Here is a 25,024-nt window from a genome sequence, read left to right on the forward strand (position 1 = left end):
GGTGATGATTACTGGCGCTTGGTAGGTTTGTCGGACGAGGCCACAGTGCCGCCGCCGCAGTTAATGTAAGAAGACGACTTCAGCCAGCGCTGATCCGGGTAGTAGGAAAACAGCAGTTGCCCGTCTTTCATCGAGTCGATCAACCGATGAGCAATCGCCGGCCGAACTGCCGGGCAACCGAGGCTTCTGCCAATCCGGCCGTTCGCCCTTGCCAGGACTGGACTGACGTACGGCGCGCCATGAATGACGATTGCCCGGTCATAGGCGTTATCGTTGAACCCTGGTTCCAGGCCTTCCATGCGCAATGAATAGCCGTTCTGGCCGCGATAGCTTTCCTGGGTACGGAACAGGCCGAGGCTGGTGGCGAAGCTTTCGTTCTGGTTGGAAAACTGGGTGGCCATGTTTTCGCCGCTGTTGCGGCCATGGGCGACAAGCTCGTGGAACAGCAATTTGCGCTTTTTCAGATCGAACACCCACAGACGTTGTTCGGTCGAAGGCAGGGAGTAATCGATCACTGCTAGTCTCTGTGCCGCAGCTGCGCCTTGAGCGCGAGTGCATTGGCTGGCACGGACCGCCAGGGCAATGACCTTGGCATTGGCATTTGGAGCAGCTTTGGCCAGCGCGACTTCAAGCGAATCGGCGTAGGCTGTTGGAAGGTAAGCCGACGTCAACAGCAGCGCTGTGTATAGAAAGCCAAAGCGGTGTAGCGTCATAAAAATGTCTCATCAGGAATATTTCGAGTCTAGCAGCGAGTTGGACGCTAGCCCTTTGATTACGGGAGATTAAGGATTATCCATGGGTCAATTAACAAGGTTATTCGTCATAAGCCGTGCACTTTTTATGGTCTTTCTGATCAGCGGCACTGCGTTGGCAGAAACTTCGCCGATCATGCCGGTAACTCCGCCAACCGGTCCGCTGGCCGCCGCGCCCGACGATGTCGTCGGTCAGTCGATCCAGGCAGCGCTGGAACCTTTGCAATCTTCGTTCCCGCCGCTACTCACGTCACGCAAGCATCAACGAATGGATGTCGGCCGTGTGGTGATGGACTTTTATTCCCATCGCAACTTCCGTGCCGCCTGGACGGACGGCCGTGACTTCTCCCAATTGCTCAAGAGCCTGAACGAAACAGAAATCGATGGCTTGGTCCCGACGGATTTCCATGTAGCGGAGTTGGCTCAGGCGCAACTGGCGATCCAGACTACCGCACCGACACCGGCCCAGTCGGCCGCTTTTGATCTTGCGGCTACCCGCACTTACATCACCGCGCTGCTCCAGTTGCGTCGTGGCAAGGTCGATCCGGCGCGGCTGGATTTTCACTGGAACTTCGACCCGGTCGGGGTTGATCCCCGTGAGGATGTGAATAGTTTCTTCACCGCCCTGAACGATCACGATGTGGCACGCGCATTTGCTCAAGCGCCACCGCAAGAGGCGGTTTATCGCAGCATGCGGGTGGCCTTGGCGCAGTTGCGCCAGGTCAGGGATTCCGGCGGCTGGCCAAAAGTGACTGAAGGGCAATCTCTCAAACCTGGTATGGACGGCGTGGCGGTGATGCAATTGCGTTCCCGATTGGCGGCGGGTGGCTATCTGGAGCCGCACAACGGAAAACGCACTGATTACGACGACAAAGTCATCGCAGCAGTGAAGAAGTATCAAGTTGAGCAGTATCTGGGCGCGGATGGCGTAGCGGGGGCGGCCACTCTGGCGGCGTTGAACGTGCCTGTGGAAGCGCGGATCGATCAGGTCCGGGTGAACATGGAGCGGGCGCGGTGGTTGCTGTACAAACTCCAGGGTACTTTTGTCGTCGTTGATATTGCCGGTTACAAGGTCGCGCTGTATCGCGATGGTCAACCGATCTGGCGCTCCCGGGTGCAGGTCGGCAAGCCATTTCGCAGCACGCCGGTGTTCCAGTCGGAAATTACCTATGTGACGTTCAACCCCACGTGGACCGTGCCACCAACGATTCTGGTCAAGGATATGCTGCCCAAGATTCAACAGAATCCTGGCTATCTGGCCGCGAACCGAATCAGAGCGCTTGACCGGGAAGGCAATGTACTCGATCCGTCGGGCATCGATTGGTACAACGCACGCGGCATCACCTTGCGTCAGGATGCTGGTCCGGAAAATTCCTTGGGCCAGGTGGTGATTCGCTTCCCCAACGATTACGCCATTTATTTGCATGACACGCCGCACCGCGAGTTGTTTGCCAAGTCCATGCGCGCTACCAGTTCCGGCTGTATTCGGGTGGAGAATCCGTTGCAACTGGTCGAATTGCTGTTCAACGATCCGGTGCGCTGGAACAGCGAAGGTATTAAAAAGCAGTTGGCCAACGGCAAGACCGAAAACATCAAGCTGCCAGTCAAGGTGCCGGTGTTGCTGGCTTACTGGACGGTGGACTTGAGCAACGATGGGCGAGTGACGTTCAAGCCTGACGTCTATGGTTATGACTCTCCAGTCTTGCGTCGGTTGAACATGCCGACGGAGTTGCCCGTACTGGACTTGCAAAAGGCGACAACTTCTTTGGTGGTGACGGGGAAAAACAACTAAGGGCGGGATAGCTCGCTGACGATAAATGCAGCCCTGCGGGAGCAGCGTCAGGCGTCATACGCTGTCAGACGAATGTGTCGTGCGACGCAAGGGAACCACTGGCCAAGCGGTTCCCATTTTTGCTTTGCAAACCCGTAGACTTGGCGCCCGGAACCAAGGGATATGGGCCTGGACTCATGACTTGCCCTTTTCAGGACGCGCTTTTGCCCATTCACCTCGACGACCAGCACCACGCCCCCGGCGATGCATTGAAGCGCCTGCCCTTGCGCAAGGCTGCGGTGCTGTTCATCGCTACGGTGTGTCTTTGCCTGTGTGCCTTGCTTTATCTGCAACTGGAGCAGTCCCGGCGACACGACCTGAATCAGGCTCAAGTGGCATCGTCGAACCTCACGCGTGCCATGGCACAACAGGCCGAAGACACCATCATGAAGGCCGATCTGGTCCTGACCAGCCTGGTGGACTGGATTCAACTCGACGGCTCCAGCCCGGCGTTCAAGTCACGATTACAAAAAACCTTTGTCCGACGGGTGCAGTCGCTGGATCAGTTGCACGGCATCCTGTTGTTTGATCAAAAAGGCCAGTGGATCGTCAGCTCATTCGAGAATCTGCCCCGGGGTCCCGGTGTGGCGGATCGCGAATACTTCAGGTTTCACCAGCAGAATGTCTCGTCCGTGGCGCACATCGGCGCGGCCATTCGCAGTCGCGAAAACGGGGAGTGGATCATCCCGATTTCCAAGCGGGTGAACGGCAGGAACGGCGAGTTCCAGGGCGTTTTGCTGGCAGGGATCAAAATGTCTTACTTCGACCAGTTTTTCAGAAGCTTCAGCATCGACGAAGAAGGCTCGATGTTCATTGCGTTGACCGATGGCACGCTTCTGGCGCGCCGTCCGTTCGTGGAGGCACAGATCGGCACGTCGCTGGCCAAGGGCGAAATCTTTCAGAACCTGTTGCCACGGGCGACCTCTGGCAACGCGATGTTCCCTTCGTTGGTGGATGGGATCGTGCGGTTACATGGCTATCGACAGCTACACGCTTATCCGTTGGTGGTTTCGGCGGCATCGTCCAGGGAAGCGATTCTGGCGGGGTGGTACGACACAGCGTTTCGCTCCAGCTTCATCGTCGCGCTGGTGATGCTGGGGGTCGGACTGTTTGGCTGGATGTTTATCCGTCAGGTTCGGGTCGGCGAGCGAGTCGAAGCGGATTTGCGCAGGGCTCAGCAAGCCCTGGAATTGATCGCCACCCACGACAGCCTTACGGGTCTGGCCAACCGCCGCTTGTTCGAACGAGCGCTGGATATCGAGTTCGGCCGCGGCGCACGCCAGCACACTGCGCTAAGCCTGATCATGCTCGACATCGATTTTTTCAAGCGCTACAACGACACTTATGGTCATGTGGTCGGTGACCATTGCCTCGCTCAAGTCGCGCACGCCGTGAAAGGTTGTTGCCATCGCAAGGCTGATCTTGCGGTGCGTTACGGCGGGGAAGAGTTCGCCGTGCTGCTCCCTGATACTGACATCCATGGTGCCATGACCATTGCCGAGCAGATCCGCCGCAGCGTCATGGACAAGAACATCAGCCACGCGGGGTCGCCTACCGGTTTTGTAACGGTCAGTCTCGGCTGTTACTCGTTCATGCCGACGGGCCGCGACAGCATGGAAGTGTTTATCCAGCGGGCTGACGCTGCGCTCTATCAGGCCAAACATTCGGGGCGTAATCGTTCGGCGGTGCTGTCGATGGAGGGCGGTGTGGAGGCGCTGATGCGTTCGGATCGGTGAAGGTGCTTTATTGGCTTGTTTCATGTATGCAACACATCTTCCAGCCGACTGTCTGCCTGTCAAATGTCGTGCATTTGATCGTCTAGAGTTGCGTTAGCCCTGCCGAAACGGTCAGGGCCCCCTTCGCATGGACGATCGCCAACATGTTGATAACCCAAGCATTGACAGCCGTTGCCTTGACCCTTGCAGCCTCCGCTATCTTCCCGCTGGTCAGTCACGCGCAATCGAAAATTACATCTGCAGAAGCTCACGCTATTGGCGTTGATGCCTACATTTATTTCTATCCGCTGTTGAGTATGGATATCACCCGAAAGCAGTTCACCAACATCGAGCCGGGCAAGGAATTCGGTAAGGGCCCGATGAACATGTTTGTGAACGTGCCGGAGTATCCACCGGCAAATTTCAAAGGGGTGGTGCGTTCGAATTTCGACACCTTGTATTCCATCGCCTGGCTCGACTTGACCAAAGAGCCGTTGGTCATCGCCACGCCGAATACTGACGGGCGCTTTTACTTGTTGCCGATGCTCGACATGTGGACCGATGTATTCGCTTCACCGGGCTGGCGCACCACGGGAACCGACGCCGCGCAGTTTCTGGTGACGCCACCGGGCTGGACCGGCACGGTGCCTGCCGGTTTAAACCATTTGCCGGCAACCACGCCTTTTGTCTGGGTCATCGGCCGCACCAAAACCGACGGCGCAGCGGATTACGCGGCGGTGCACAAGATCCAGGCTGGCTACACCGTGACGCCGTTGTCGCGGTTGGGCAAGAGCGCTGAACCGGTCAGCATCAAGATCGATCCGGCTGTGGATATGAAGACCCCGCCGAAGATCCAGGTCGACACGATGTCGGCAGCCACCTACTTCGCCTATGCCGGTGAATTGCTGAAAATGCATCCCGCCCACAGCACTGATCAGCCGATGCTGGCACAAATGAAACGTATCGGCTTCGAGCCCGGTAAAACGTTTAACCTGGATGCAATGGACCCGGACGTCAAAGCGGCGTTAGAGACGGTGCCCGAAGAGGCACAGGCGCTGATGAAATGGAAATTGGAAACCCTGGCACGAGTAGCTAACGGCTGGTCGATGAACACTGACACCATGGGCGTCTACGGCAACTACTACTTGAAACGGGCGATAGTTGCCCAACAGGGGCTCGGCGCCAATTTGCCCGAAGATGCGATTTATCCTCTGAACATCGGTGATGCCAACGGTAAGCCCCTCGATGGCGTGAACAAGTACGTGATGCATTTCGCCAAGGGTGAGGCGCCTCCGGTGAACGCATTCTGGTCGATCACTCTCTACGATTCTGAAGGCTTCCAGGTCGGCAATGGCCTCAATCGCTTTGCTGTTAGTAGCTGGATGCCTTTCAAAACCAATGAAGATGGCTCACTGGATATCTACTTCCAGAACGAAAGCCCCGGCAAAGATCTTGAGGCCAATTGGCTACCGGCCCCCAAAGGCCCATTTAACCTGACCATGCGCCTGTACGGGCCAAAGGCCGAAGCGCTGAACGGCAAATGGAACCCGCCCCCGGTCAAACAGATGTGAAATACGAGCAATGGAAAGCAGCCGATGAAGGACGGTCATCGGCTGCGTTTGTTTGTTCAGCTGCCTGTCCCGCCGCCGGCACCACCGGTTCCACCACCTGCAGAGCCGGTCCCTCCACCCGCGCCTGAGCCGCTACCACTACCACTTCCTGCACTGCCGCTCGAGGAGCCGGTAGCGCCGCCGTCACCGGCGTTGCCACCCGAGGGCGCTGAGGGGGTGTTATCAGGTGGCATGACCGGGCCGCTGGTGGCACCGGATTTGGTGTTGGTTGCATCGGGGCTGTCGGTAGATTCCGCAAAGGTGTGCACGGACATCGCGGACAACAATCCGGCCAGTAACAACGAAGTCATTTTGATGTTCAACATGGTTACGTCTCCACAAAAGTGAGTCGGTTCCTGATGTTGGTGTGGACGGCGGCAGGGTTGGTGCCGGTAGGGTGACGAGCGGCGCAGCCTGTGCCTTGTTGGCGCTGGAATGCCTACAAATGCCTTGCAAATCAGCGGGCCGACGCAACCACTGGCAAGTTCCTGCGGTCACAGCCAGGACAGCCAGGAAATGGAGCGTTGGTCATGAAAAAACTGCGGATCGCGACGTTCAACGTCAACGGTATGCGCGCACGGCTGCCAAACCTGCTTGCCTGGCTCGAACGCGAACGTCCAGACATCGCCTGTTTACAGGAACTCAAATCAGCTGACAGCGCATTCCCCGCAGCGGAGCTTGAAGCCATTGGTTATGGTGCGATCTGGCAAGGGCAAGCCTCGTGGAATGGGGTAGCGATTTTGGCGCGCGATGCGCAACCGCTGGAAAGCCGCCGGGGGTTGCCGGGTGACGACAGCGACAGTCACAGCCGCTACCTGGAAGCTGCCGTGCATGGAATTCTGGTGGGTTGCCTGTACCTGCCCAACGGCAATCCACAGCCGGGGCCGAAGTTCGATTACAAACTGGCGTGGTTCGAGCGCCTGATCCGCCACGCGCAGACGCTGCAAAGCAGTGAGCATCCGGTGGTGCTGGCCGGCGACTACAACGTGGTCCCGACCGATCTGGATATCTACAATCCGCGCTCGTGGCTCAAGGATGCGCTGCTGCAACCCGAGAGCCGAGCGTGTTTTCAGCGTCTGCTGGATCAGGGCTGGACCGACGCCATCCGGCATTTGTACCCGCAGGAACGGGTCTACACCTTCTGGGATTATTTTCGCCAGCATTGGCAGACGAATTCCGGTTTGCGCATTGATCATCTGCTCCTCAATCCGGCCCTGAGTCCTTACCTGGAGGAGGCTGGCGTCGATGCCTGGGTCCGAAATGAACCCCATGCCAGTGACCATGCGCCAACCTGGATTCAACTGGGTACGCGCAAGCGTCATTGATTTGTCCCATCAGCCCATTGGTTAAATCAATTGTCGTGCGCAGTGGTTCATCCCTTATACCTGGCGGCCATTGGCGGAATGATCCGCCGCTTGCGTGCATAAGGACTGAACGATGAGCGAACCACGCCTGACCAATCGTGCGCTGTATTTGCAACGGCTGGGCTTCGATACCCCCCCGGCGCCGACCCTGGAGACCTTGCGTCAGCTTCAATTGCGCCACACCGGGGCTTTCCCGTTTGAAAACCTGACGACCTTGTCCGGCGAGCCGGTGCTCATCGATCTTGGGTCGATCGAGCAAAAAGTCTTGCATCAGGGACGCGGTGGTTACTGTTACGAACTCAATTATCTGTACCTGACCTTGCTGCAGGAACTGGGTTTCGAAGTGCGTGGCATCAGTGGTCGCGTGGTCATGGGCCAGCCCGAAGGCGCATGGACGGCGCGCACCCATCGCTTGAGCCTGGTGACGCTGGATGGCGTGCGTTACATCACCGATGTCGGTTTCGGCGGCATGGTGCCCACCGCGCCGCTGCTGCTCGACAGTCCCGCCGAGCAACCCACGCCACACGAACCCTATCGCATCGAACAGCACGCTGACGGCTACACGCTTCGTGCCAAGGTCGGCGACGAGTGGCGGGCGATGTACATCTTCGATCTGCAGCGCCAGGAAGATATCGATTATTGCGTCGGCAATTGGTACGTCTCGACCCATCCGCAATCACCCTTCGCCCGTCAGCTGATGGTGGCGCGGACCGGGGAGGGTTGGCGCCGCACCCTCAATAACGGCAGCTTTGCGATCCATCGCATCGGCCACGAAAGCGAGCGTCGGCAGATGGCCGACTTGCAGGACCTGCTTGGCGTGCTGGAAGGCGAGTTTGGTATTCGGGTGCCAACCCAGGCGACGTTAATGCACACACTCGAACAGCTTATCAAGCTGCAATAGCGCCATTATCGTGTGCACAAGAAAGGGGCAGATTGCATCAATCTGCCCGTTTTTGTTTATTGGCCAGGGTCTAGGGCCGAGCGTCGGGCTCCATCACGCGATGAATTTCGTTGAGGGCCTCGAGCAGTTTTTTCTCCAGGCTTTTCAATTCCGTGGCCGTGATGCCCGGTTTTAAATGTCCAGTCGTATTCGTTTCAGCCGTTTTGCTCGAAGCGGTGAGCAAAGCCCGTCGCAGGATGTTGTTGATTACGGTCTGGTAGCCGTAGCCCTCATCTTCTGCCAACGCGCGTGCGGCCTTGATGACCACGTCATCAAGCATGATGGTGATGCGGGTTTTGCCTTTGCCCGAGGCAACTGCCCCGCGCTTGGCATCGCTAAAATCGTATTCGTCTTTCATGGTTCAAGCCTCCAGATACTGGCGCCGCTCGTTTTTGCTGGCGAGGCGCGCAGAAATGATTCGAACGAAATTCGGATCACGATAGGTGTATGCAACGACCAATAAACGCCCTTTGCCATCCAGCCCAATGGTGATCCAGCGCTGTTCGTCATGGTGGTCGTCCTGCAATGTCAGAGCGCGCTCGTCATGGAAAACCGGTTCAGCCTCGGCGAGGCTGATGCCTTGGTGCTTGAGCTTGTTGGCTGCGTTCTTTGCCTTGTGGTACTGAATTTCGAATGACTTCATTATGCATACTTTATATGTATATGGAAGGAGGCGGTGTCGACCGATCGTCGCCATGCATTCAAAAGACTAGTGGGCGCAGGAGAATGGCTCGGCTGGATGTATTTCAAGGAATTAGGTGAGGCAGGAGCGCGGTGGCACACAGTCTGCATGACTGCTCGTTCATATTTTGACGGGCAAGTTGTATACAACTCTATAGACATTTGTCCTGAGTCTTGCATACAGTGTGCGCATAACAAAAACCAGGGAACCCCCTAACATGAAAACGCCCCATGTTTCACACCAACGGCCCGAAGACGAAAACCTCGGGATCGGCGCGAATATGGCTTACGGCCTGCAACATGTTCTGACCATGTACGGTGGCATCGTCGCGGTGCCTTTGATCATCGGCCAGGCTGCCGGGCTGTCGCCGGCGGACATCGGTTTGTTGATTGCTGCTTCATTGTTCGCGGGGGGGCTGGCCACGTTGCTGCAAACCCTGGGTCTGCCGTTTTTCGGTTGTCAGTTGCCGCTGGTACAGGGTGTTTCGTTCTCGGGTGTCGCGACCATGGTGGCGATTGTCAGCAGCGGCGGCGAGGGCGGGTTTCAATCGATTCTGGGCGCGGTGATAGCGGCGTCCCTGATTGGATTGCTGATAACGCCGGTGTTCTCACGAATCACCAAGTTTTTCCCGCCCCTGGTCACGGGCATTGTGATCACCACCATCGGCCTGACGTTGATGCCGGTGGCCGCACGCTGGGCCATGGGCGGTAACAGCCATTCCCCAGAGTTCGGCAGCATGGCCAACATCGGCCTGGCCGCAATGACGCTGGTGCTGGTGCTGTTATTGAGCAAGATCGGCAGCGCGACCATCTCCCGTCTCTCGATCCTGCTGGCAATGGTTATCGGTACGGTGGTCGCGGTGTTCCTGGGCATGGCGGATTTCTCATCCGTCAGCGAGGGTCCGATGTTCGGCTTCCCGACCCCGTTCCATTTCGGCATGCCGACCTTCCACTTCGCGGCGATCCTGTCGATGTGCATCGTGGTCATGGTGACCTTGGTGGAAACCTCGGCGGATATCCTGGCTGTCGGTGAAATCATCGACACCAAGGTCGACTCCAAGCGTCTGGGCAATGGCCTGCGCGCTGACATGCTGTCGAGCATGATCGCGCCGATCTTCGGCTCTTTCACCCAAAGCGCCTTCGCCCAGAACGTCGGGCTGGTGGCGGTGACGGGAATCAAAAGTCGCTACGTGGTGGCCACAGGCGGCCTGTTCCTGGTGATCCTCGGCCTGTTGCCGTTCATGGGGCGGGTCATCGCCGCCGTGCCGACGTCTGTCCTGGGGGGCGCCGGTATTGTGCTGTTCGGCACCGTGGCAGCCAGCGGCATTCGTACGCTGTCCAAGGTCGACTACCGCAACAACGTCAACCTGATCATCGTCGCCACTTCCATCGGCTTCGGCATGATCCCGATCGCTGCACCGAACTTCTACGACCACTTCCCAAGCTGGTTCGCCACGATCTTCCATTCGGGCATCAGCTCCTCGGCGATCATGGCGATCGTACTCAACCTGACCTTCAACCACCTTACTGCCGGTAACTCCGATCAGCAGTCGGTATTTGCAGCGGGTACTGAGCGGGTTCTGCGTTATCAGGATCTGGCGGCGCTGCGTGAGGGTGATTACTTCAGCGACGGCAAACTGCACGACTGCGATGGCAAGGAGATTCCGGTGGTCGAGGCGGAACACGGGCATGGCGAGCCACGGGCAACGCTTGCGAAAGCCAGTGAGCATGTCTGACGGTTGAGTGAATGAAAAAAGGCCGATCTGTTGAATGACAGATCGGCCTTTTTCATTGTCGGTTTCTATTGCCCGCTTTGCGTCCAGCGCCCCATCAACGTATTCGACGGCAGTTGTTCATCCAAGAGCTTTCTCGCCGTTTCCACTCCGGCCACCGGCAGCCCTTCAGGGTTCAACAAGCCGATTTGCACCAGCACGCTGGCTTGGTCCCAGTAGATATGCTCGTGGTAGAGCTTGTCCCCTCGAAACTTGATCACCCCCAACATCGGAATCTCGACGTACTTTCCGGTCGGAGCCACGTTGGGCAGCATCCAGTCGATTTCGCTGCTGTGGGTGAAGCACATGATGAACTCATCGACGATCTGCAATGCGCCAATGGTGCGCGAGATAGGGATGAGCTTCATGTCCGCTGGATTGCCGTGGACAAAATGGTGTTGGTAGAAACGGCTGAGTTCCTTGGCGCCGACGCCGCCGGTCATGGTGGGAATATGGTTGACGTAGGGCTCGGCGACCATGGTCGCCATGGTGGCAGGTACGTCGCGGGTCTCGAACTCGTGGCGGATGTGTTCGTCCCACAGGGCCGACAGATTGAAGTGTGGGCCGATCTCGCGCTTGAGAGCGGCGATGCTGCGTTCATGGGCCATCAGCGAGGACGGCTTGTCGTAGTGTGAGCTGCCGGCCCGGGCGAAAGCGTGGTCGGCGCCTGGGTACACGTAGACTTCGGCTTTGGCATTGGCCGCCAGGTGCTGGCTGATTTGGGCGCGGGCACTGGCGTCGCAATAGCCATCGTTTTCGGCAAAATGCAGGACCAGGCGACCCTTGAGGTTTTCCGACTCGTGCAGCAGGTGCTCGATACCCATGCCGTAGTAGCCGACAGCGCAGGCCACGTCGGTACGCGTGGCAGTCAGCCAGGCCAGTTTGCCCCCCATGCAGAAGCCGACATAACCCAGGCCCGTGTCTTCGACTTCAGGCAGTGCGCGCAGGGTGTTGAAACTGGCGTCGATGTCATTGACGGCCTTGTCCACGTCCAGGCGCTGGAACAGGTCGATGGCCACGGCGAAGTCCGCTTCGGTGTAGCCCAGGTCAACGCCCGGTTGCAGGCGCCAGAACAGGTCTGGCACCAACGCCACATAGCCTTCCTCGGCATAGAAATCGGCCACTGCGCGCATGTTGGCGTTGATCCCGAAAATCTCCTGGCCGATTACCACGCCGGGGCCTTTGCCGCTGGCCGGCAAGGCCAGGTAACCGCTGAACGTGGCGCAGCTGTCCGTTGCCCGGATCTCAATCATCTTGCCCATGTCATCTACCTCATTCGGTTATCAGGAGTTATTGGCTGTCACGGTGTTGTTGGAACCACGCGCGCGGCGACACGCCACGATCTGGTCCGAGAATCGAAAAGCCGCCGTCCACCGGCACATCGACACCGGTCATCCAACCGGCACTGGTGCTGCATAGAAAGGCCACGACGCTAGCTATCTCATGGCCGCGACCGATGCGGCCGAGCGGGTGAAAAGGTGCCCCGACCCGATCGGCCAGCTGCGGGTCGTTGTCGCTCAGTTCGGCGACGCTGGGCGACCAGGTCCAGGCAGGTGACACACTCAGCACCCGGATTTGTTCCGGAGCCAGGGTCATCGCCAGGTTTTTTGTCAGTTGCAGGATGCCGGCTTTGGAGGCGGGGTAGAGCGCGCGCCCGGCCGCGCCGAACTTGCCACCGGTGCTGCCGATGTTGATCACCACGCCACCGCTGGGCAGATGCACGGCGGCCTTCTGGGTAAAGATCGCCGCCGACACCAGATTGACGTTCAGGGTTTTCAGCCACTGTGCGCGGTTCGAGGCCAGGCCTTGATCGGCGTACAGGCAAGCGTTGTTGACCAGTATGTCGAGCCGGCCGAAACGGGCCAGCGTGGCCGCGATGCACGCGTCGATGTCCTCGTCGCGCTCCACGTCACAAGCCGAAAATCCGCAATCGAGTTCCTGCGCCAGTGCCTGGCCACTGTCGGCGTTGCGCCCCACCAGCATCACCCGTGCACCCTCGGTCGACAGCTGCCGAGCAATGTCCAGGCCCAGACCCTGGGTGCTGCCGGTCACAATGGCCACTTTGCCTTCGAGCATCATGACAAGTCCTCCAGAGCTTCATTGACCTGACGGATTCGGGCGATCAGCGCCATGCTCGCCAGCGATGCCGCGTGTGCGCCGCTGTCTGCGCTGGCGCAGGCATCCGCTGCGACCGTCACCTCGAAACCGCAATCCACCGCATGGCGCACCGTACTTTCCACCACCGAGTGGGTGGCCACGCCGGCTATCAAAAGGTGCGAGGGATTGAATTGGCGCACCACGGTTTCAAGCGGCGAGCCATAAAACGCATTGATCCGCTGATGGGTGACAACGAACTCACGGCGGCTGTTGAGCGGGGCCAGAGCGCCGAGGAATTCCGCGCCCCAACTGCCTTCCCGGACGGCGCCAAGGGTGGCGACCGTGCGCAATATCGGCGCGTTCTGGATCAGGTCGGCGTAGTCCGGTCGGAACGCCACACGCACGTGAACGATTGGCCAGCCCTTGGCGCGTGCGCCGGCGAGCAGTCGGCCGGCAGCGTCGAGCAGCTCAGCACGCACGCCGTCATCGGCGCCGAGCCCGACCTGAATCTTGCCTTCGGGATGCAATACGTCGTTCTGATAATGCAGGGCGATCAGCATCGGCGCGTTCATCACACGAATACCTCAAGATTGGCGAACACATCGTTGCAGTTGATGAGGTCCACGCGCTTGAGCTGGATCTGCCAGCCGCCGCTTTCCCGGGCGGCCAATTTATAGGTGTAGCGACCGGCGAGTTGGCGTTGCTCCAGACGCCATTCGCTGTACTGGAAGCTGGCGCTGACCACCAGCAGGCCCTGGGCATCTAGACCTTCAACCATCACGTTGCCGACCAGGTGCGCGGTTTGCGTCTGCGGTTGCTGCGACCAATTGCGGGCGTTTTCCACGCGGCGGATCCGCACCTCGCGCAGCATGCGGTTTTCCCAGAACAGCGAGATATGGTCGAACGGGTTGGCTTGCTCGTGCTTGTGCGGCACCCAGTACATGCCGGTGTCGGTGAACAGCTTGTCCCACTCCCAGAAACGCCGCTCATCGAGCAGGCGCGCCTCTTGGTAAAGAAACTGTTCGAGCTGGCGCAGGGTTTCGACGGGAACCTGGGCGGGAGTCAACTGGCGGGTGTCGACGTCGATACGGCGGTCAAGCAGCATGGGTGCTCTCCTTGGCGATCAGGGTGGCGGTCATGAACTGTTTCCAGGCGGCGAACTGGTTGCGCATCGGCAGTTCGCTGGTGCCGTTGGTGGACACTGCTCCGTCTTCCAGCGGCTTATCGGTGCCCGCGTAGCGGTGCATGCTGATCCACTCGCCACCGCGGGTCATGTTGCCTTCCTGACAGCGGGCATAGACTTCGACGTCGTCGGGCATCACGTTGGAGGAGGGCGAGTTGATGACGTTCGCGTAGGTCAGCGCGCGGTCGAACACGGCATCTGGAGCACCCTTGCAGCGGAAGGTCTGGATCTCGACCATGGTCTGGTCCACGGCGATGGGGCGGATGACCCGGAATTGCATGAACACCGTGTGCGGCGATCCGCTGCCGTAAATCACCGTGTTGTGGCGGTTCATGCCCAGAATTTCCTTGGCGCGCTGCTCGCCGTAGGCTTGGCTCAGGCATTCGAAGTGAGCGCGGGAGACCTCGTCGCGCTCGGCGGCGGCCGGGTCGAAGATCGCTTCCATGTAGCCGTGGCCGTTGTGGTAGGCGCGCAGTTCGAGTTTTTCCCAGAAGTCGTAGGGTTCGCCGTTGCCGTCCATGATCAGCAACTCGAAGGGCATTTCACCGATGGCTTCGGCTTCGCCACGCGCCGCGTCTACCGACGATTCGTGGGTCACGCGGGCATGCATGGTGTCGTGCAGGTTCTCGTAGAACACCTTCCAGTTCGAACGCTGCTGAACACGGAAGATGCCGCCTGCGACCTCGACTTCACCGATCGGTGAGCGGTCACAGAGGTTGTCGATGGAGGTGATGACGCCGCCCAGGAAAGATTTCAAGTCCGGTCCGAACGCTGCCTGGCTGGCGAACACGAAGCCGCGATAGGTCTCGACGCGGGCAACGCTGACCATGGAAAAATCCGGGTGCTTGGGGTCGTAGCAAGTGCCTTCGAATCCACTTTTGAGCGGTGCCGACAAATGTTGGCCGTCGAGTTTGAAGGTCCAGGCGTGGTACGGGCAGCGGAAGAATTTGCCGACACTGCCGTCACCGTCGGCGACCAGTTTGGCGCCCTTGTGCGGGCAGCGGTTGTACAGCACGCTGACTTGCTGGTTGGCGCCGCGCACCATGATCACGTCCTGATCGCCGATGCGCGTGGTGTGGTAATCGCCGTGGTTTTTCACCTGGCTTTCATGGCCAACGTAGATCCAGGCGTTGCCGTAGATGCGCTCCATTTCCAGCTTGAACAGGGTCGGATCGGTGTAGACGCTCTTGTGTACGCTGTCCTCGCGAATCAAGGCAGCAATTTGCTCGTTGGTCGGTATCACGGGATGTCCTCGGCTTGTCACAGATCGAGCACCAGCAGCGCGCTGCTGGCACGGGAGACACAGGTGCAGAAACTGCCGGTGGCGCGTTCGCGCTCCGACAGGCAGATGTCACGGTGGTCTGGCTGACCGTCGATGACCTGGGCGACGCACACCCCGCAGTCACCTCGTCGGCAATCGAACATCGGGTCCAGGCCGGCCTGGAGCATGGCGTCCAGCACGCTTTGCCCGGCGGCCACCTGCAGGTTCACGCCGCTTTCGCGCAGGTGCACTTCAAAGCCTTGATCGCCGGCCATTTCCAAAGCGCCGCTGAACAGTTCGTAATGCAGGTGATCTTCTGCCCAGCCCTGTTCGCGAGCGCAGGACAGCACGCTGTTGAGCAGGGCGGTCGGGCCGCAGATATAGAGGTGCAGGCCGGGTCTTGGCGCGGCAAGGATCGCGGCGGCAGGCAAGCGCTTTTGCGGGTCGCCGCCGCTGATCCAGCAATGGTGGTCGAGGCAGGCGCGAGCTTCTGGCAGATAGGCCATCTGCGTTTCGTCGCGACCGGCGTAATGCAGGGTGAAGGACTTGCCCGCTGCTTGCAGTGACCGGGCCATGCTGAGCATCGGCGTGATACCGATGCCCCCGGCGATCAGCAGGGCATGCTCGGTGGTTTCACACAATGGGAAGTGGTTGCGTGGCGCCTCGGCCAGCAGTTCATCGCCGACCTTGAGCGAGTGCACCCAACGCGATCCACCTGTGCTCGACTCTTCGAGCTGAACGGCGATTTCGTAGTGTGCACCATCGGGCAGGTTGACCAGCGAATAGGCTCGGCGTTGAGCGCGACTGCCAGGGACATGCAACTCAAGGTGCGCCCCGGCGGTGAAGCCGGGCAATGGCTGGGCGTTGCTGGACACCAGCAGCACGCGGCGGATTCTTGGGGTCAGAGGCTCGATCTGTTGGACCCTGAGCGAGAGGCTGGACATACGCAATTCCTGTCTGAATTCGTAGCCACTGTATGAAGCCTCAGAGGGTCAAAAAAGCCGCAAACGGCAAACCGGTATCCACTTCTGGCGAGAGTGATTGTTGCAGGAGCGAGGCCCGCTCCTACCGGTTCAGCAACTCAAGTAAAACCCGCAAGTGTTCACCCTCAGCCTTCGCCAGATCGTCCAGCACTGCAAAGTGATGACACCCTGCAAGCTCGACCAGGCTCACGGCCTGCCCGGCCTCGCGACAGGCACTGGCGTACTCGCGGGAATGGCGTATCAACTCCGGCAACTCATCTGCGCCCACGGTCAGCAGCAGCGGTGCGCCATCGCCGATCAGCCTTTGCGGGCTATAGCGCTGGATGTCTTCGTCGCTCAGTTGCAGCTTGTCGTTCAGCCAGCAACGGCTGATGGGTTCCAGCTCCATCAGGCCGCTGATCGGCATGGCCAGGGTCACCAGCGGATGCCGGCGATGCAACGCAGTCAGGTGGCCACCCGCCGAGTGCCCGCACAGCACCACTTGCTGGCCTATGTTGAAAAATTCGCGATGCGCCAACAGGTAGTCCAGAGCCTTGCCGATCTGGCCGACGATGGTGCCCATGCTTGCCTCGGGCGCCAGGGTGTACTCCAGCAACCCGACATTGCAGCCGGCCTCGATCAGGCCTTCTGCGATAAAGGCGTAGTCTTCCTTGTCCGAGGCCTGCCAGTAACCGCCGTGGATGAACAGCAGTGTCGGCGCCCCGGCAGTCGTCTGGGCGTACCAGTCGAATCGCTCGCGTATGGCATCGCCATACGCCAGGTCACGTTGCCAGGCATGGCGCTTGTAGGTCTGGGCACTGCGTTGACGAAAGCCCTGCATGATCTGTGGAAAATTACCCACGGCGGCGACGTTGTTGTAAGCCTGATCGAGGTCCATGTCCGCTCACACTCCCAGGTAGCGTTGTGACAGTTCGGGTTGCGCCGCCAGTTCCAGCGGTGTGCCGTCCCAGACCTGTCGTCCCTTCTCGATGATGTGATGACGGTCGACCACCCGCGCCATTTCCTTGAGGTTTTTGTCAATTACCAGAATCGTCTCGCCCTCGGCCTTGAGGGTGGCCAGGCAACTCCAGATCTGCTCGCGAATGATCGGTGCCAGGCCTTCAGTGGCTTCGTCGAGAATCAGCAGGTTGGGGTTGGTCAACAACGCGCGGCCGACTACCAGCATCTGCTGCTCGCCGCCTGACAGGGTGCGTGACAGTTGGTCCTGGCGTTCCAGCAAGCGCGGAAACAGTTCATAGACCCGCGCCAGATCCCACTTGCCCCGCGTAGCGGTGGCCAGCAGATTTTCCCGCACGCTCAAGGTTCCGAACGCGCGGCGACCCTCCGGCACCAGGCCCAGGCCGGCCTTGGCGATGCGATAGGGCGCAGCTCCACGCATTTCCGTGCCGTTGATGCGGATGCTGCCGGCACTGGGCTTGAGCAATCCCATGATCGACTTGACCGTGGTGGTCTTGCCCATGCCGTTGCGGCCGATCAGCGACACCACCTGGCCCTGCTCGATGCTCAGGTGCATGTCGAACAACACCTGGCTCAAGCCGTAGCCTGCTTTCAAACCTTGAACCTCAAGCATGTTCTTCTCCCAGGTAAGCGGCCCGTACTTGCGGGTCATTGCGCACTTGCTCGACGCTGCCGGTCAGCACCGTCTGGCCATACACCAGCACCGTGATGCGGTCGGCGAGGGCGAATACCGCGTCCATGTCGTGTTCGACCAGAAGGATCGCGTACCGGCCCTTGAGGCTGTGCAGCAGCTCGGTCATGCGCGCAGATTCGTCGGCCCCCATCCCGGCCATCGGTTCATCAAGCAATAGCACCGAAGCTTCCTGGGCCAGTGCGAGTGCGATCTCCAGTTGCCGCCGTTCGCCATGGGACAGTTCGTGGACCGGGTCTTGTGCGCGAAGACCCAGGCCCACCTGTTGCAAGTAGCCCTGCGCCGGTTCCAGCAGGCGGGTGTCGCGGCTCAGCGGACGCCACATGCCGAACGCCTTGCCGTCGCGGGCAGCGATGGCCAGGGCGACGTTTTCCAGCAGGGTGAACTCGGTATACAGCTGGCTGACCTGGAAGGCCCGCGCCAATCCCAGGCGCGGCCGCTGCCAGGCCGGCACGCGGGTAATGTCCTGGCCATTGAGGTGAATCTGGCCCTGGTCGGGAAAAATCTCCCCGGCGATCTGCGCGATCAGCGTGGATTTACCGGCGCCGTTGGGGCCAATGATGGCGTGCAACTCGCCCTTGGCCAGTTCAAGGCTGGCGCCGTTAGTGGCCTTCACCGCGCCGAAGGCCTTGTGCAGATCATGAATCGATAGTTGTGCGCTCATGGGCGTGCCTCCACAGCGGCGTTCGGTTTGATGGCAACTCTCTTCGGTTTGCGCTGCAACAGACTCAGCAGCAATCCGTAGACGCCTTTCTTGCCGAACAGCACTACCAGCAAAAGCAGAGGCCCGAAGATCAGCATCCAGTGCTCGGTCCACTGGCTCAGCACCTGTTCAAGGCCCAGGTAAGTGGCCGCGCCCAGCAGTGGGCCGAGCAGGGTGCCGACGCCACCGAGGATCACCATCGCCATCAGCTCGCCGGACTTGTGCCAGGCGCCCATGTCGGGGCTCACGAATAACGCGTAGTTAGCCCACAAAATCCCCGCCAGGCCACCGCCGGTGCCGGCGATCACAAACGCCGTCAGGCGATAGCGCAAGGGTTTGAGGCCCAGGCTGACGCTGCGCCGCTCGCTTTGCTTGAGCCCGCGCAACACAAAACCGAAACGTGAATTGACCAGTCGCCGGCACAGCAGCAACCAGCCGGCCAGCAAGGCCACGCACAGGTAGTAGAAGTGGTTGGCGTCACCCAGATCCAGCGCGCCGAAGGTATTGCGCTCGTTAAGCAGAATGCCGTCGTCGCCGCCGTACAACGACAGCGAACCGAGCACGAAGTAGAGCATCTGGCCGAACGCCAGTGTGATCATGATGAACTGCACGCCACTGGTGCGCAGCGACAGATAACCCACCAGCAGCGAGAGCAGTGCGCAGACCAGCAAGGCCAGGGGCCACACCACCAGCGCACTGTTGCTGCCTTCCCAGCCCCACAACGGCATGCCTTGCGAAGTATGAAAAGCAACGATGCCAACAATGTAACCGCCCAGGCCGAAGAACGCGGCATGGCCGAAGCTGACCATGGCGCCGTAGCCGATCAGCAGGTCCAGGCTGATGGCCGCCATGCCGTAGATGGCAAGGCGGGTGAAGAAGCTGACCAGGTAAGGTTCGTGCAACCAGTGAGCCAGCAGCGGCATGCAGGCGAATGTCGCCAGGCACGCGAGGTCGATGATGAGGCGTGGTGACATAGCGTTCTCCTCAGGCGCGGGCCGGCAGCAGGCCGCGTGGGCGAACCAGCAGCACCAGGGCCATGACGATGTAGGCGCTGGCGGAAATCAGCCCGGCGCTCAGGGTGCCGCTGGTTTCGCTGGGTAACAGCTGGTCCAGCAGCGGCGGAATGTAGGCACGGCCGAGGCTGTCGACCATGCCGATCAGTAACGCCCCCACCAACGCACCGCGCACCGAGCCGACACCGCCGACGACGATGACCACGAAGGTGGTGATCAGGATCTTTTCACCCATGCCGATTTCCACCGACAGCAGCGGTGCGGCCATGAAACCGGCCAGGCCGCACAGTACGCAGCCGAATACGAACACCAGGGTGTACAGCCGGGCGATGTTGACGCCCAGCGCGCCGACCATTTCGTGGTCGTCGGCACCGGCGCGAATCAGCATGCCCAGGCGCGTGTGGTTGATCAGCAGCCACATGCCGACAGCCACTACCAGCCCTGCGGCGATGAACAGCAGCCGGCTGACCGGGTACATCAGCCCCGGCAGCACTTCGACAAAACTTGAATACCACTCGGGTGTGGGCATCGCCGGTGGGCTGCGGCCGAAGATCAGGGTCAGCAGTTCGTTGCTGAAAAACACCACGGCCAATGTCGCCAGTACCTGATCCAGGTGATCGCGATTGTAGAGGCGGCGCATGATCGAAGTTTCGATCAGCGCGCCGTAACAGGCCGAGCCGATCAGCGCGGCCAGGCCACCCAGCCAGAACGAGCCGGTGGCCATGGCGGTGTAGGCAGCACAGAACGCGCCGACCATATAGAAAGCACCGTGGGCCAGATTGATCACGCCCATGATGCCGAAAATCAGGGTCAGGCCTGAGGCCAGCAAAAACAGCAAGGCGCTGTATTGCAGGCCGTTGAGAATCTGTTCGAGCAATAACATGACTGCGTTCCTCACGAAAACGCCCCGCAGCTGTGCTGCAGGGCGAGGACAGGGCTCAGGTGCCGGTCAGATCGAGCATTGAGCGGCGTAGCTGTCGACGTGGCGGGTCGCCAGGGTCCTGATCGGCACTTCCACCAGCTTGCCGTCGGCACCGGCCTGCACTTGCAGCAGGTACCAGTCGATCACCGGGTGCTGGTTCTGGGCGAAGCTGAAGTCACCGCGAATGGAATCGAACTGGACGTTCTTCATCGCCGCGCGGAAAGCCGGCTGGTCTTTCAGATTGCCTTGGGAAGTTTTCAGGGCGGCGCCGATCAGCCGTGCCGTGTCGTAGGTCTGGGCGGCATACACCGTCGGGGCGCGCTTGTATTTCTCGGTGAAGGCCTTGACGAAAGCCTGGTTGGCCGGATTGTCCGATTGCGGGTTCCAGAGGGTGACGACGTTGGTGCCCTTGGCCACATCACCGACGGCGGCGAGCATGCGTTCATCCATGGAGAACACCGGCACCACCATCGGGATTTGCGCCGACAGGCCCGAGCCGCCGTATTGCTTGGCGAAGTTGATGCCGCCACCACCCGGATGAAACTGGAAGATCGCATCCGGTGTCAGTGCACGCACGCGCGCCAGTTCCACCGAAAAATCCAGTTGGTTGAGCTTGGTGTAGATCTCGGTCACTTCGCCCTTGAAGGTGCGCTTGAAGCCGGCCAAAGCGTCCCGACCGCCCTGATAGTTGGGCGCCAGAATCACCATCTTCTTGTAGCCCAGCTCGTTGGCAGCGACACCGGCCATTTCGTGCGGGGTGTCGTTCTGGTAGGAGCCGACGAAGTAGTTGGCCATGCATTTTTCACCGGCCAGGGTCGAGGGCGCAGTGTTGTTGCTGACGTAGAAGGCGTCCTTGGTGGCGGTGTTGATCACGGCCGCCAGCACGTTGGAAAAAATCACCCCGGTAAACAGCGAAATGCCGTCCAGGCTCATGCGGTCGGCGATCTGCTTGGCCTTGGCCGGTTGCAGGCCGTCATCTTCCACGATGAGTTGCACCGGCACGCCGCCGAGCTTGCCGCCTTCCTGATCGATCGCCAGCTGGAAGCCGTCTCGCGAGTCTTCGCCCAGGTAGCCGGCGGGGGTGGAGAGGGTGGTGATGAAGCCGATTCGGACAGGCTCCACGGCCTGGGCAGCCGTCGCTGCGCAGAGGGAGGTTGCCAGACATGCACGCAATACCAGGTTTTTCATGAGGCGGCCTATGAAGTAGGTCGTGCCAACGCACGGTAGATGTCGATGAGGGCAGTGATTCGGTGTTCGGTCGGGCCGATTGATTGTTGTTATGGGGTGCTGCGTCAGCTGTTGCTCTCGGTGAACTTCTCCAGGTAAAGACGGCTGTGGTCCAGGCCGTGGTGCTGGCGCCAGTCCTTGATCGACTCGACCATCGGCGGCGGGCCGCACAGGTACAGGTCAAATGGCTGGTCACGCAGTTCGGCCAATTCGAGGTGTTCGGCGATGTAACCGGTCTTGCCCGGCCAGTCGGGGGCGGGGTTGCTGACCACCGGCGTAAAACGGAATCCCGGGATTCGTGCGGCATAGGCTTCGATGCGCGAAACCTCGCACAGGTCCGCGGCCTCGCGCACGCCGTAGTACAGGTGCACCGGGTGGCCGCAGCCTTGCTGCGCGGCGATCTGATCGAGCATGCCGAGGAATGCCGACAACCCGGTGCCGCCGGCTACCATCACCAGCGGCCGGTCGACATGGCGCAAGTAGAAGGCACCCAGCGGCGCCTCCATGTGAATCACGTCGCCGACCTGGCAGCGATCGCGCACGTAGTCGGTCATCACGCCGCTGGGCAGCAGTCGGATGAGGAACTGCAAGTTGCTGCTGCCCGGCGCGCAGGCAAAGGAATACGAGCGCCGATGTTCGGTACCCGGTACTTTCAGGCGAGCGTACTGTCCCGGCAGATAGTCCAGCGCCGCGCCCGCTGCGCCGACTTCCACATGCACGATGGCGGTGGTCGGGGAGACTTGCCGCACCTCGCTCACAGTGCCATGCAGGCTGCTCGGGCCGTTGCTGCCGCAGAGGCTGGAATCGAAATCGAAATAGAAAGCCGCGTCCGACTGCACGCGCGTCTGGCAGGTCAGCATTTTGCGCTCTACCAGGTCGCTGGCGGACAAGGCCTCTTCGTCCACATAGTCCTGGGTGTACTGCCCGGATTCACAGCGGCCCTGGCAGGTCGCGCAAACCCCTTCGCGGCAGTCCAACGGAATCTTGATTCCACTGCGCAGTGCCGCGTCGAGCAGGATTTCATTGTTCTGCACGTTGCAGAAGAGTGTTTTGCCGTCGGCGAAACTGAAGGCGACCTTGTACGTCATGAGCGTTAATCCGCAGGGTTCAGAGATGGTAGAAATCGAGCACGGAGTTGATCGTGTCGTTGAGCAGAACCACATGTTTGCGGGCGATTTTCCAGCTCTCGCCGTCGGGGCGCAGACGATACGTGGCGTGGCCGAAGAACTGTTCGGCGGTCTGCATGCGGTAGTAGAGGGTGTTCCAGTTGACGCGCACTTCCAGCTCATCGTCCTGCAGCGACGCGATGCGCACATTGCTGATCAGGTGCAGGGTGCGCGGCATCGGGATGGTCGACGCCGCTTTGCCGGTGCGAATACGGAACACCCGGTCTTCCAGGCCGCCCCGGTTGGGGTAATAGATCAGCGACATGCCTTTTTTCGGGTCGGTGGTGTAGACGTGTTCCGAATCCCATTGCGGCAGATGGAATTCGCTGTCGTCGCTGAACATGGCCAGGTAGGTGTCCCAGTCCTGGGCATCGCAGGCTTCGGCTTTACGGTAAAGAAATTGCTCGACGCGGTATTGCAGTTGCGAATTCATCTTCACACCTCACGCAGTTTCAACGGTTGTTGTTCGGCAGCCTTGCGCGCCAGGCCCTCAAGCAAAAAGCGCTGCCAGTTGGCGTGCTGATTGACGTACAGGCCTTCATGGGTGAATTCGGTGCCGGTCAGTGCCGGTGCGATGCCAATGGTCTCGCTGTTGCGAGTCGGGCCTTCGACCCACTTGCCCTGGCCGCGGGAAATATCGCTCCAGCGCTCCAGGCGCGCCTGGAAACCACGCTGGGCTTCACGGAACTCCACCAGGTCGTCGGGGGTGCCCATGCCGGACACGTTGAAGAAGTCTTCGAACTGACGAATGCGGTTTTCCCGATCCGCATCCGACTCGCCGACGACGCCCAGGCAGAAGCTGTTGATTTCTGTCTTGTTCCAGGCCAGCGGGCGGATGATCCGCAGCTGCGAGCTGATCTGGTCGAGGAAGAACATGCTCGGGTAGACGTTGAGGTTGCGCAGGCGGTGCATCATCCACTCGGCCTTGCCTTGGCCGTGTTCCTGGATCAGGCGCGGCATGATGCTGGCGTAACCCGGGCGCACGGCCGGGTTGGGCATGTCGCTGAACAGCACGCTGTGGCCATTGTGGAAGGCGAACCAGCCGTCATCGGTTTCCTTGTCGCCTGCGCCCAACTTGCTGTAGTCCAAGGTGTCGCTGGCGGTCAGGCCTTTCTCGGCATTGACCTGTTGGCGGTGCTGAACGGTGGCTACGTAGTTGTAGTGAACGGTGCTGACGTGATAGCCGTCCAGGCCGTTCTCGTTCTGCAGTTTCCAGTTACCGTCGTAGGTGTAGGCCGACTTGCCCGGCAGGACTTCGAGCTGACCGGTCGGCGACTGCGCCACCATCATGTCGAAGAACACCTTGGCGTCACCGAGGAAGTCTTCCAGGGTATCGGTGCCCTCTACGTTGAGGCTGACGAACACAAAGCCGTTGTAGCTTTCGATACGGGCTTTTTTCAGGCCGCGGGTGGCCTTGTCGAAACCTTCGGGATACTCGCCCGGCGCCTTGACCTTCACCAGGCGCCCGTCGCTTTTGTAGCACCAGGCATGGAAGGGGCAGGTGAAGGTTGACTGGTTGCCCTTGCCGACGCGGGTGAGGGTGGTGCCGCGGTGCTGGCAGGCGTTGATCAGGGCGTTGAGGCGACCTTCACCGTCACGGGTAATGATCAGTGGCTGGCGACCGGCCCGCATCGTCATGAAGTCATGGTTATTGGCGATCTCGCTTTCGTGACAGGCATAGATCCAGTTCTTCTCGAAAATCAGTTCCATTTCCAGATCGAACAATTCCGGATCGGTAAACATATCGCGGGCAATGCGATAAACACCGTCTTGCGGGCGGAAGTCCAGGCAACTTTCGATATAACTTTTCCACTGTTCGACACTTCGTGCAGTTGTCATTTCCCAGTCCTCGGCCAATGGGCTAATTCGTGCCTTCATTTAATGACGGGGTGACCGGCAGGGTCTATCCGCTTATTAGTGGAAACCCATCCGGAAAATAAGCCCTGATACGCAGCTGTTGACGATATATCCCCGTAAACACGGGCTTTCATCGCGATCGCTGGCTGAGCAAACGGCTATTTGTCGTTCAGTAACGGGATAGCCGCTGATGAACTTGTTACGGCTTAATTTCAATCGAAGCACCACCAGAGTGTCTCGCTTCAGGTCACTAAAACTGCCATTGCTCATGGCCCTGGGTTCTGTACCCGAAGTGCCTT

Annotated in this window: 25 protein-coding genes; 6 read left to right on the top strand and 19 right to left on the bottom strand. The window is 59.9% G+C overall.

The window, feature by feature from the left end; genetic code table 11:
- Nucleotides 1-8 precede the first annotated feature (8 nt).
- The gene (locus tag D8U73_RS03485) at nt 9-713 is read right to left on the bottom strand and encodes a murein L,D-transpeptidase catalytic domain family protein (RefSeq protein WP_130903742.1); all 705 of its coding nucleotides are present in this window, start codon (nt 711-713) and stop codon (nt 9-11) included.
- Between the two features lie 82 nt (nt 714-795).
- On the opposite strand from D8U73_RS03485, the gene D8U73_RS03490 reads away from it, so the two are divergent.
- The 3 genes from D8U73_RS03490 to D8U73_RS03500 all read left to right on the top strand — a co-directional run bounded on the left by D8U73_RS03490 (nt 796) and on the right by D8U73_RS03500 (nt 5,869).
- Nucleotides 796-2,544 (top strand): L,D-transpeptidase family protein, encoded by a 1,749-nt coding sequence (locus tag D8U73_RS03490; protein WP_130903743.1) that lies wholly within the window; start codon nt 796-798, stop codon nt 2,542-2,544.
- 203 nt (nt 2,545-2,747) lie between these two features.
- Nucleotides 2,748-4,319 (top strand): GGDEF domain-containing protein, encoded by a 1,572-nt coding sequence (locus tag D8U73_RS03495; RefSeq protein WP_056857104.1) that lies wholly within the window; start codon nt 2,748-2,750, stop codon nt 4,317-4,319.
- Nucleotides 4,320-4,462: 143 nt separating this feature from the next.
- On the top strand, nt 4,463-5,869 hold the full coding sequence (locus D8U73_RS03500; protein WP_130903744.1) for a DUF1254 domain-containing protein: 1,407 nt from the start codon (nt 4,463-4,465) through the stop codon (nt 5,867-5,869).
- A gap of 56 nt (nt 5,870-5,925) precedes the next feature.
- On the opposite strand, the gene D8U73_RS29115 is transcribed toward D8U73_RS03500, so the two are convergent.
- The gene (locus D8U73_RS29115) at nt 5,926-6,234 is read right to left on the bottom strand and encodes a hypothetical protein (RefSeq protein ID WP_082557690.1); all 309 of its coding nucleotides are present in this window, start codon (nt 6,232-6,234) and stop codon (nt 5,926-5,928) included.
- A 204-nt stretch (nt 6,235-6,438) separates the two neighbouring features.
- Between D8U73_RS29115 and D8U73_RS03510 the strand changes: the two genes are divergently transcribed.
- Both D8U73_RS03510 and D8U73_RS03515 read left to right on the top strand, forming a co-directional pair.
- Nucleotides 6,439-7,233, top strand: a complete 795-nt coding sequence (locus D8U73_RS03510) for an exodeoxyribonuclease III (RefSeq protein WP_056857074.1) — start codon at nt 6,439-6,441, stop codon at nt 7,231-7,233.
- A 112-nt stretch (nt 7,234-7,345) separates the two neighbouring features.
- Nucleotides 7,346-8,173 carry an arylamine N-acetyltransferase gene (locus D8U73_RS03515; protein ID WP_130903745.1) on the top strand — a complete coding sequence of 276 codons (828 nt, stop codon included), beginning with the start codon at nt 7,346-7,348 and terminating at the stop codon, nt 8,171-8,173.
- 70 nt (nt 8,174-8,243) lie between these two features.
- On the opposite strand, the gene D8U73_RS03520 is transcribed toward D8U73_RS03515, so the two are convergent.
- Together D8U73_RS03520 and D8U73_RS03525 are read right to left on the bottom strand one after the other, a co-directional pair.
- Nucleotides 8,244-8,570 (bottom strand): BrnA antitoxin family protein, encoded by a 327-nt coding sequence (locus D8U73_RS03520; RefSeq protein WP_130903746.1) that lies wholly within the window; start codon nt 8,568-8,570, stop codon nt 8,244-8,246.
- 3 nt (nt 8,571-8,573) lie between these two features.
- Nucleotides 8,574-8,855, bottom strand: a complete 282-nt coding sequence (locus tag D8U73_RS03525; RefSeq protein WP_056857077.1) for a BrnT family toxin — start codon at nt 8,853-8,855, stop codon at nt 8,574-8,576.
- 256 nt (nt 8,856-9,111) lie between these two features.
- On the opposite strand from D8U73_RS03525, the gene D8U73_RS03530 reads away from it, so the two are divergent.
- Complete coding sequence (locus D8U73_RS03530; RefSeq protein WP_130903747.1) at nt 9,112-10,629, top strand: nucleobase:cation symporter-2 family protein; 1,518 nt, start codon at nt 9,112-9,114, stop codon at nt 10,627-10,629.
- A 65-nt stretch (nt 10,630-10,694) separates the two neighbouring features.
- Here the strand turns inward: D8U73_RS03530 and D8U73_RS03535 are convergent, their stop codons facing one another.
- The 15 genes from D8U73_RS03535 to antA all read right to left on the bottom strand — a co-directional run bounded on the left by D8U73_RS03535 (nt 10,695) and on the right by antA (nt 24,707).
- Nucleotides 10,695-11,927 (bottom strand): dienelactone hydrolase family protein, encoded by a 1,233-nt coding sequence (locus D8U73_RS03535; protein WP_130903748.1) that lies wholly within the window; start codon nt 11,925-11,927, stop codon nt 10,695-10,697.
- Nucleotides 11,928-11,955: 28 nt separating this feature from the next.
- Complete coding sequence (locus D8U73_RS03540) at nt 11,956-12,744, bottom strand: SDR family oxidoreductase (protein ID WP_130903749.1); 789 nt, start codon at nt 12,742-12,744, stop codon at nt 11,956-11,958.
- On the bottom strand, nt 12,741-13,334 hold the full coding sequence (locus tag D8U73_RS03545; RefSeq protein ID WP_056857081.1) for a cysteine hydrolase: 594 nt from the start codon (nt 13,332-13,334) through the stop codon (nt 12,741-12,743). The genes D8U73_RS03540 and D8U73_RS03545 overlap by 4 nt, the downstream gene beginning before the upstream one ends.
- Nucleotides 13,334-13,867, bottom strand: coding sequence for an aromatic-ring-hydroxylating dioxygenase subunit beta (locus D8U73_RS03550; protein ID WP_056857082.1), 534 nt, complete (start codon nt 13,865-13,867; stop codon nt 13,334-13,336). The genes D8U73_RS03545 and D8U73_RS03550 overlap by 1 nt, the downstream gene beginning before the upstream one ends.
- A complete protein-coding gene (locus D8U73_RS03555; protein WP_130903750.1) occupies nt 13,857-15,188 on the bottom strand; it encodes an aromatic ring-hydroxylating dioxygenase subunit alpha in 1,332 nt (443 codons plus the stop codon). Before D8U73_RS03555 ends, D8U73_RS03550 begins: the two co-directional genes overlap by 11 nt.
- Before the next feature lie 17 nt (nt 15,189-15,205).
- Complete coding sequence (locus tag D8U73_RS03560; RefSeq protein WP_130903751.1) at nt 15,206-16,150, bottom strand: PDR/VanB family oxidoreductase; 945 nt, start codon at nt 16,148-16,150, stop codon at nt 15,206-15,208.
- A 121-nt stretch (nt 16,151-16,271) separates the two neighbouring features.
- Complete coding sequence (locus tag D8U73_RS03565) at nt 16,272-17,066, bottom strand: alpha/beta hydrolase (protein WP_130903752.1); 795 nt, start codon at nt 17,064-17,066, stop codon at nt 16,272-16,274.
- 6 nt (nt 17,067-17,072) lie between these two features.
- Nucleotides 17,073-17,759: an ABC transporter ATP-binding protein gene (locus D8U73_RS03570; protein ID WP_056857086.1), complete on the bottom strand. Its 687-nt coding sequence runs from the start codon at nt 17,757-17,759 to the stop codon at nt 17,073-17,075.
- Nucleotides 17,752-18,501: an ABC transporter ATP-binding protein gene (locus D8U73_RS03575; RefSeq protein ID WP_056857087.1), complete on the bottom strand. Its 750-nt coding sequence runs from the start codon at nt 18,499-18,501 to the stop codon at nt 17,752-17,754. The genes D8U73_RS03570 and D8U73_RS03575 overlap by 8 nt, the downstream gene beginning before the upstream one ends.
- On the bottom strand, nt 18,498-19,514 hold the full coding sequence (locus D8U73_RS03580; RefSeq protein WP_056857088.1) for a branched-chain amino acid ABC transporter permease: 1,017 nt from the start codon (nt 19,512-19,514) through the stop codon (nt 18,498-18,500). Before D8U73_RS03580 ends, D8U73_RS03575 begins: the two co-directional genes overlap by 4 nt.
- 10 nt (nt 19,515-19,524) lie before the next feature.
- Nucleotides 19,525-20,436, bottom strand: coding sequence for a branched-chain amino acid ABC transporter permease (locus tag D8U73_RS03585; RefSeq protein WP_046038155.1), 912 nt, complete (start codon nt 20,434-20,436; stop codon nt 19,525-19,527).
- Between the two features lie 66 nt (nt 20,437-20,502).
- A complete protein-coding gene (locus tag D8U73_RS03590; protein ID WP_130903753.1) occupies nt 20,503-21,663 on the bottom strand; it encodes an ABC transporter substrate-binding protein in 1,161 nt (386 codons plus the stop codon).
- A gap of 104 nt (nt 21,664-21,767) precedes the next feature.
- A complete protein-coding gene (gene antC, locus D8U73_RS03595) occupies nt 21,768-22,790 on the bottom strand; it encodes an anthranilate 1,2-dioxygenase electron transfer component AntC (protein ID WP_130903754.1) in 1,023 nt (340 codons plus the stop codon).
- A 19-nt stretch (nt 22,791-22,809) separates the two neighbouring features.
- Nucleotides 22,810-23,301 carry an anthranilate 1,2-dioxygenase small subunit gene (gene antB, locus D8U73_RS03600; protein WP_056857091.1) on the bottom strand — a complete coding sequence of 164 codons (492 nt, stop codon included), beginning with the start codon at nt 23,299-23,301 and terminating at the stop codon, nt 22,810-22,812.
- 2 nt (nt 23,302-23,303) lie between these two features.
- On the bottom strand, nt 23,304-24,707 hold the full coding sequence (antA, locus tag D8U73_RS03605) for an anthranilate 1,2-dioxygenase large subunit (RefSeq protein ID WP_056857105.1): 1,404 nt from the start codon (nt 24,705-24,707) through the stop codon (nt 23,304-23,306).
- Between the last annotated feature and the right edge of the window lie 317 nt (nt 24,708-25,024).

Source organism: Pseudomonas sp. Sample_22 (assembly GCF_004307635.1).
In the GTDB taxonomy this organism is placed as follows: Bacteria; Pseudomonadota; Gammaproteobacteria; order Pseudomonadales; family Pseudomonadaceae; genus Aquipseudomonas.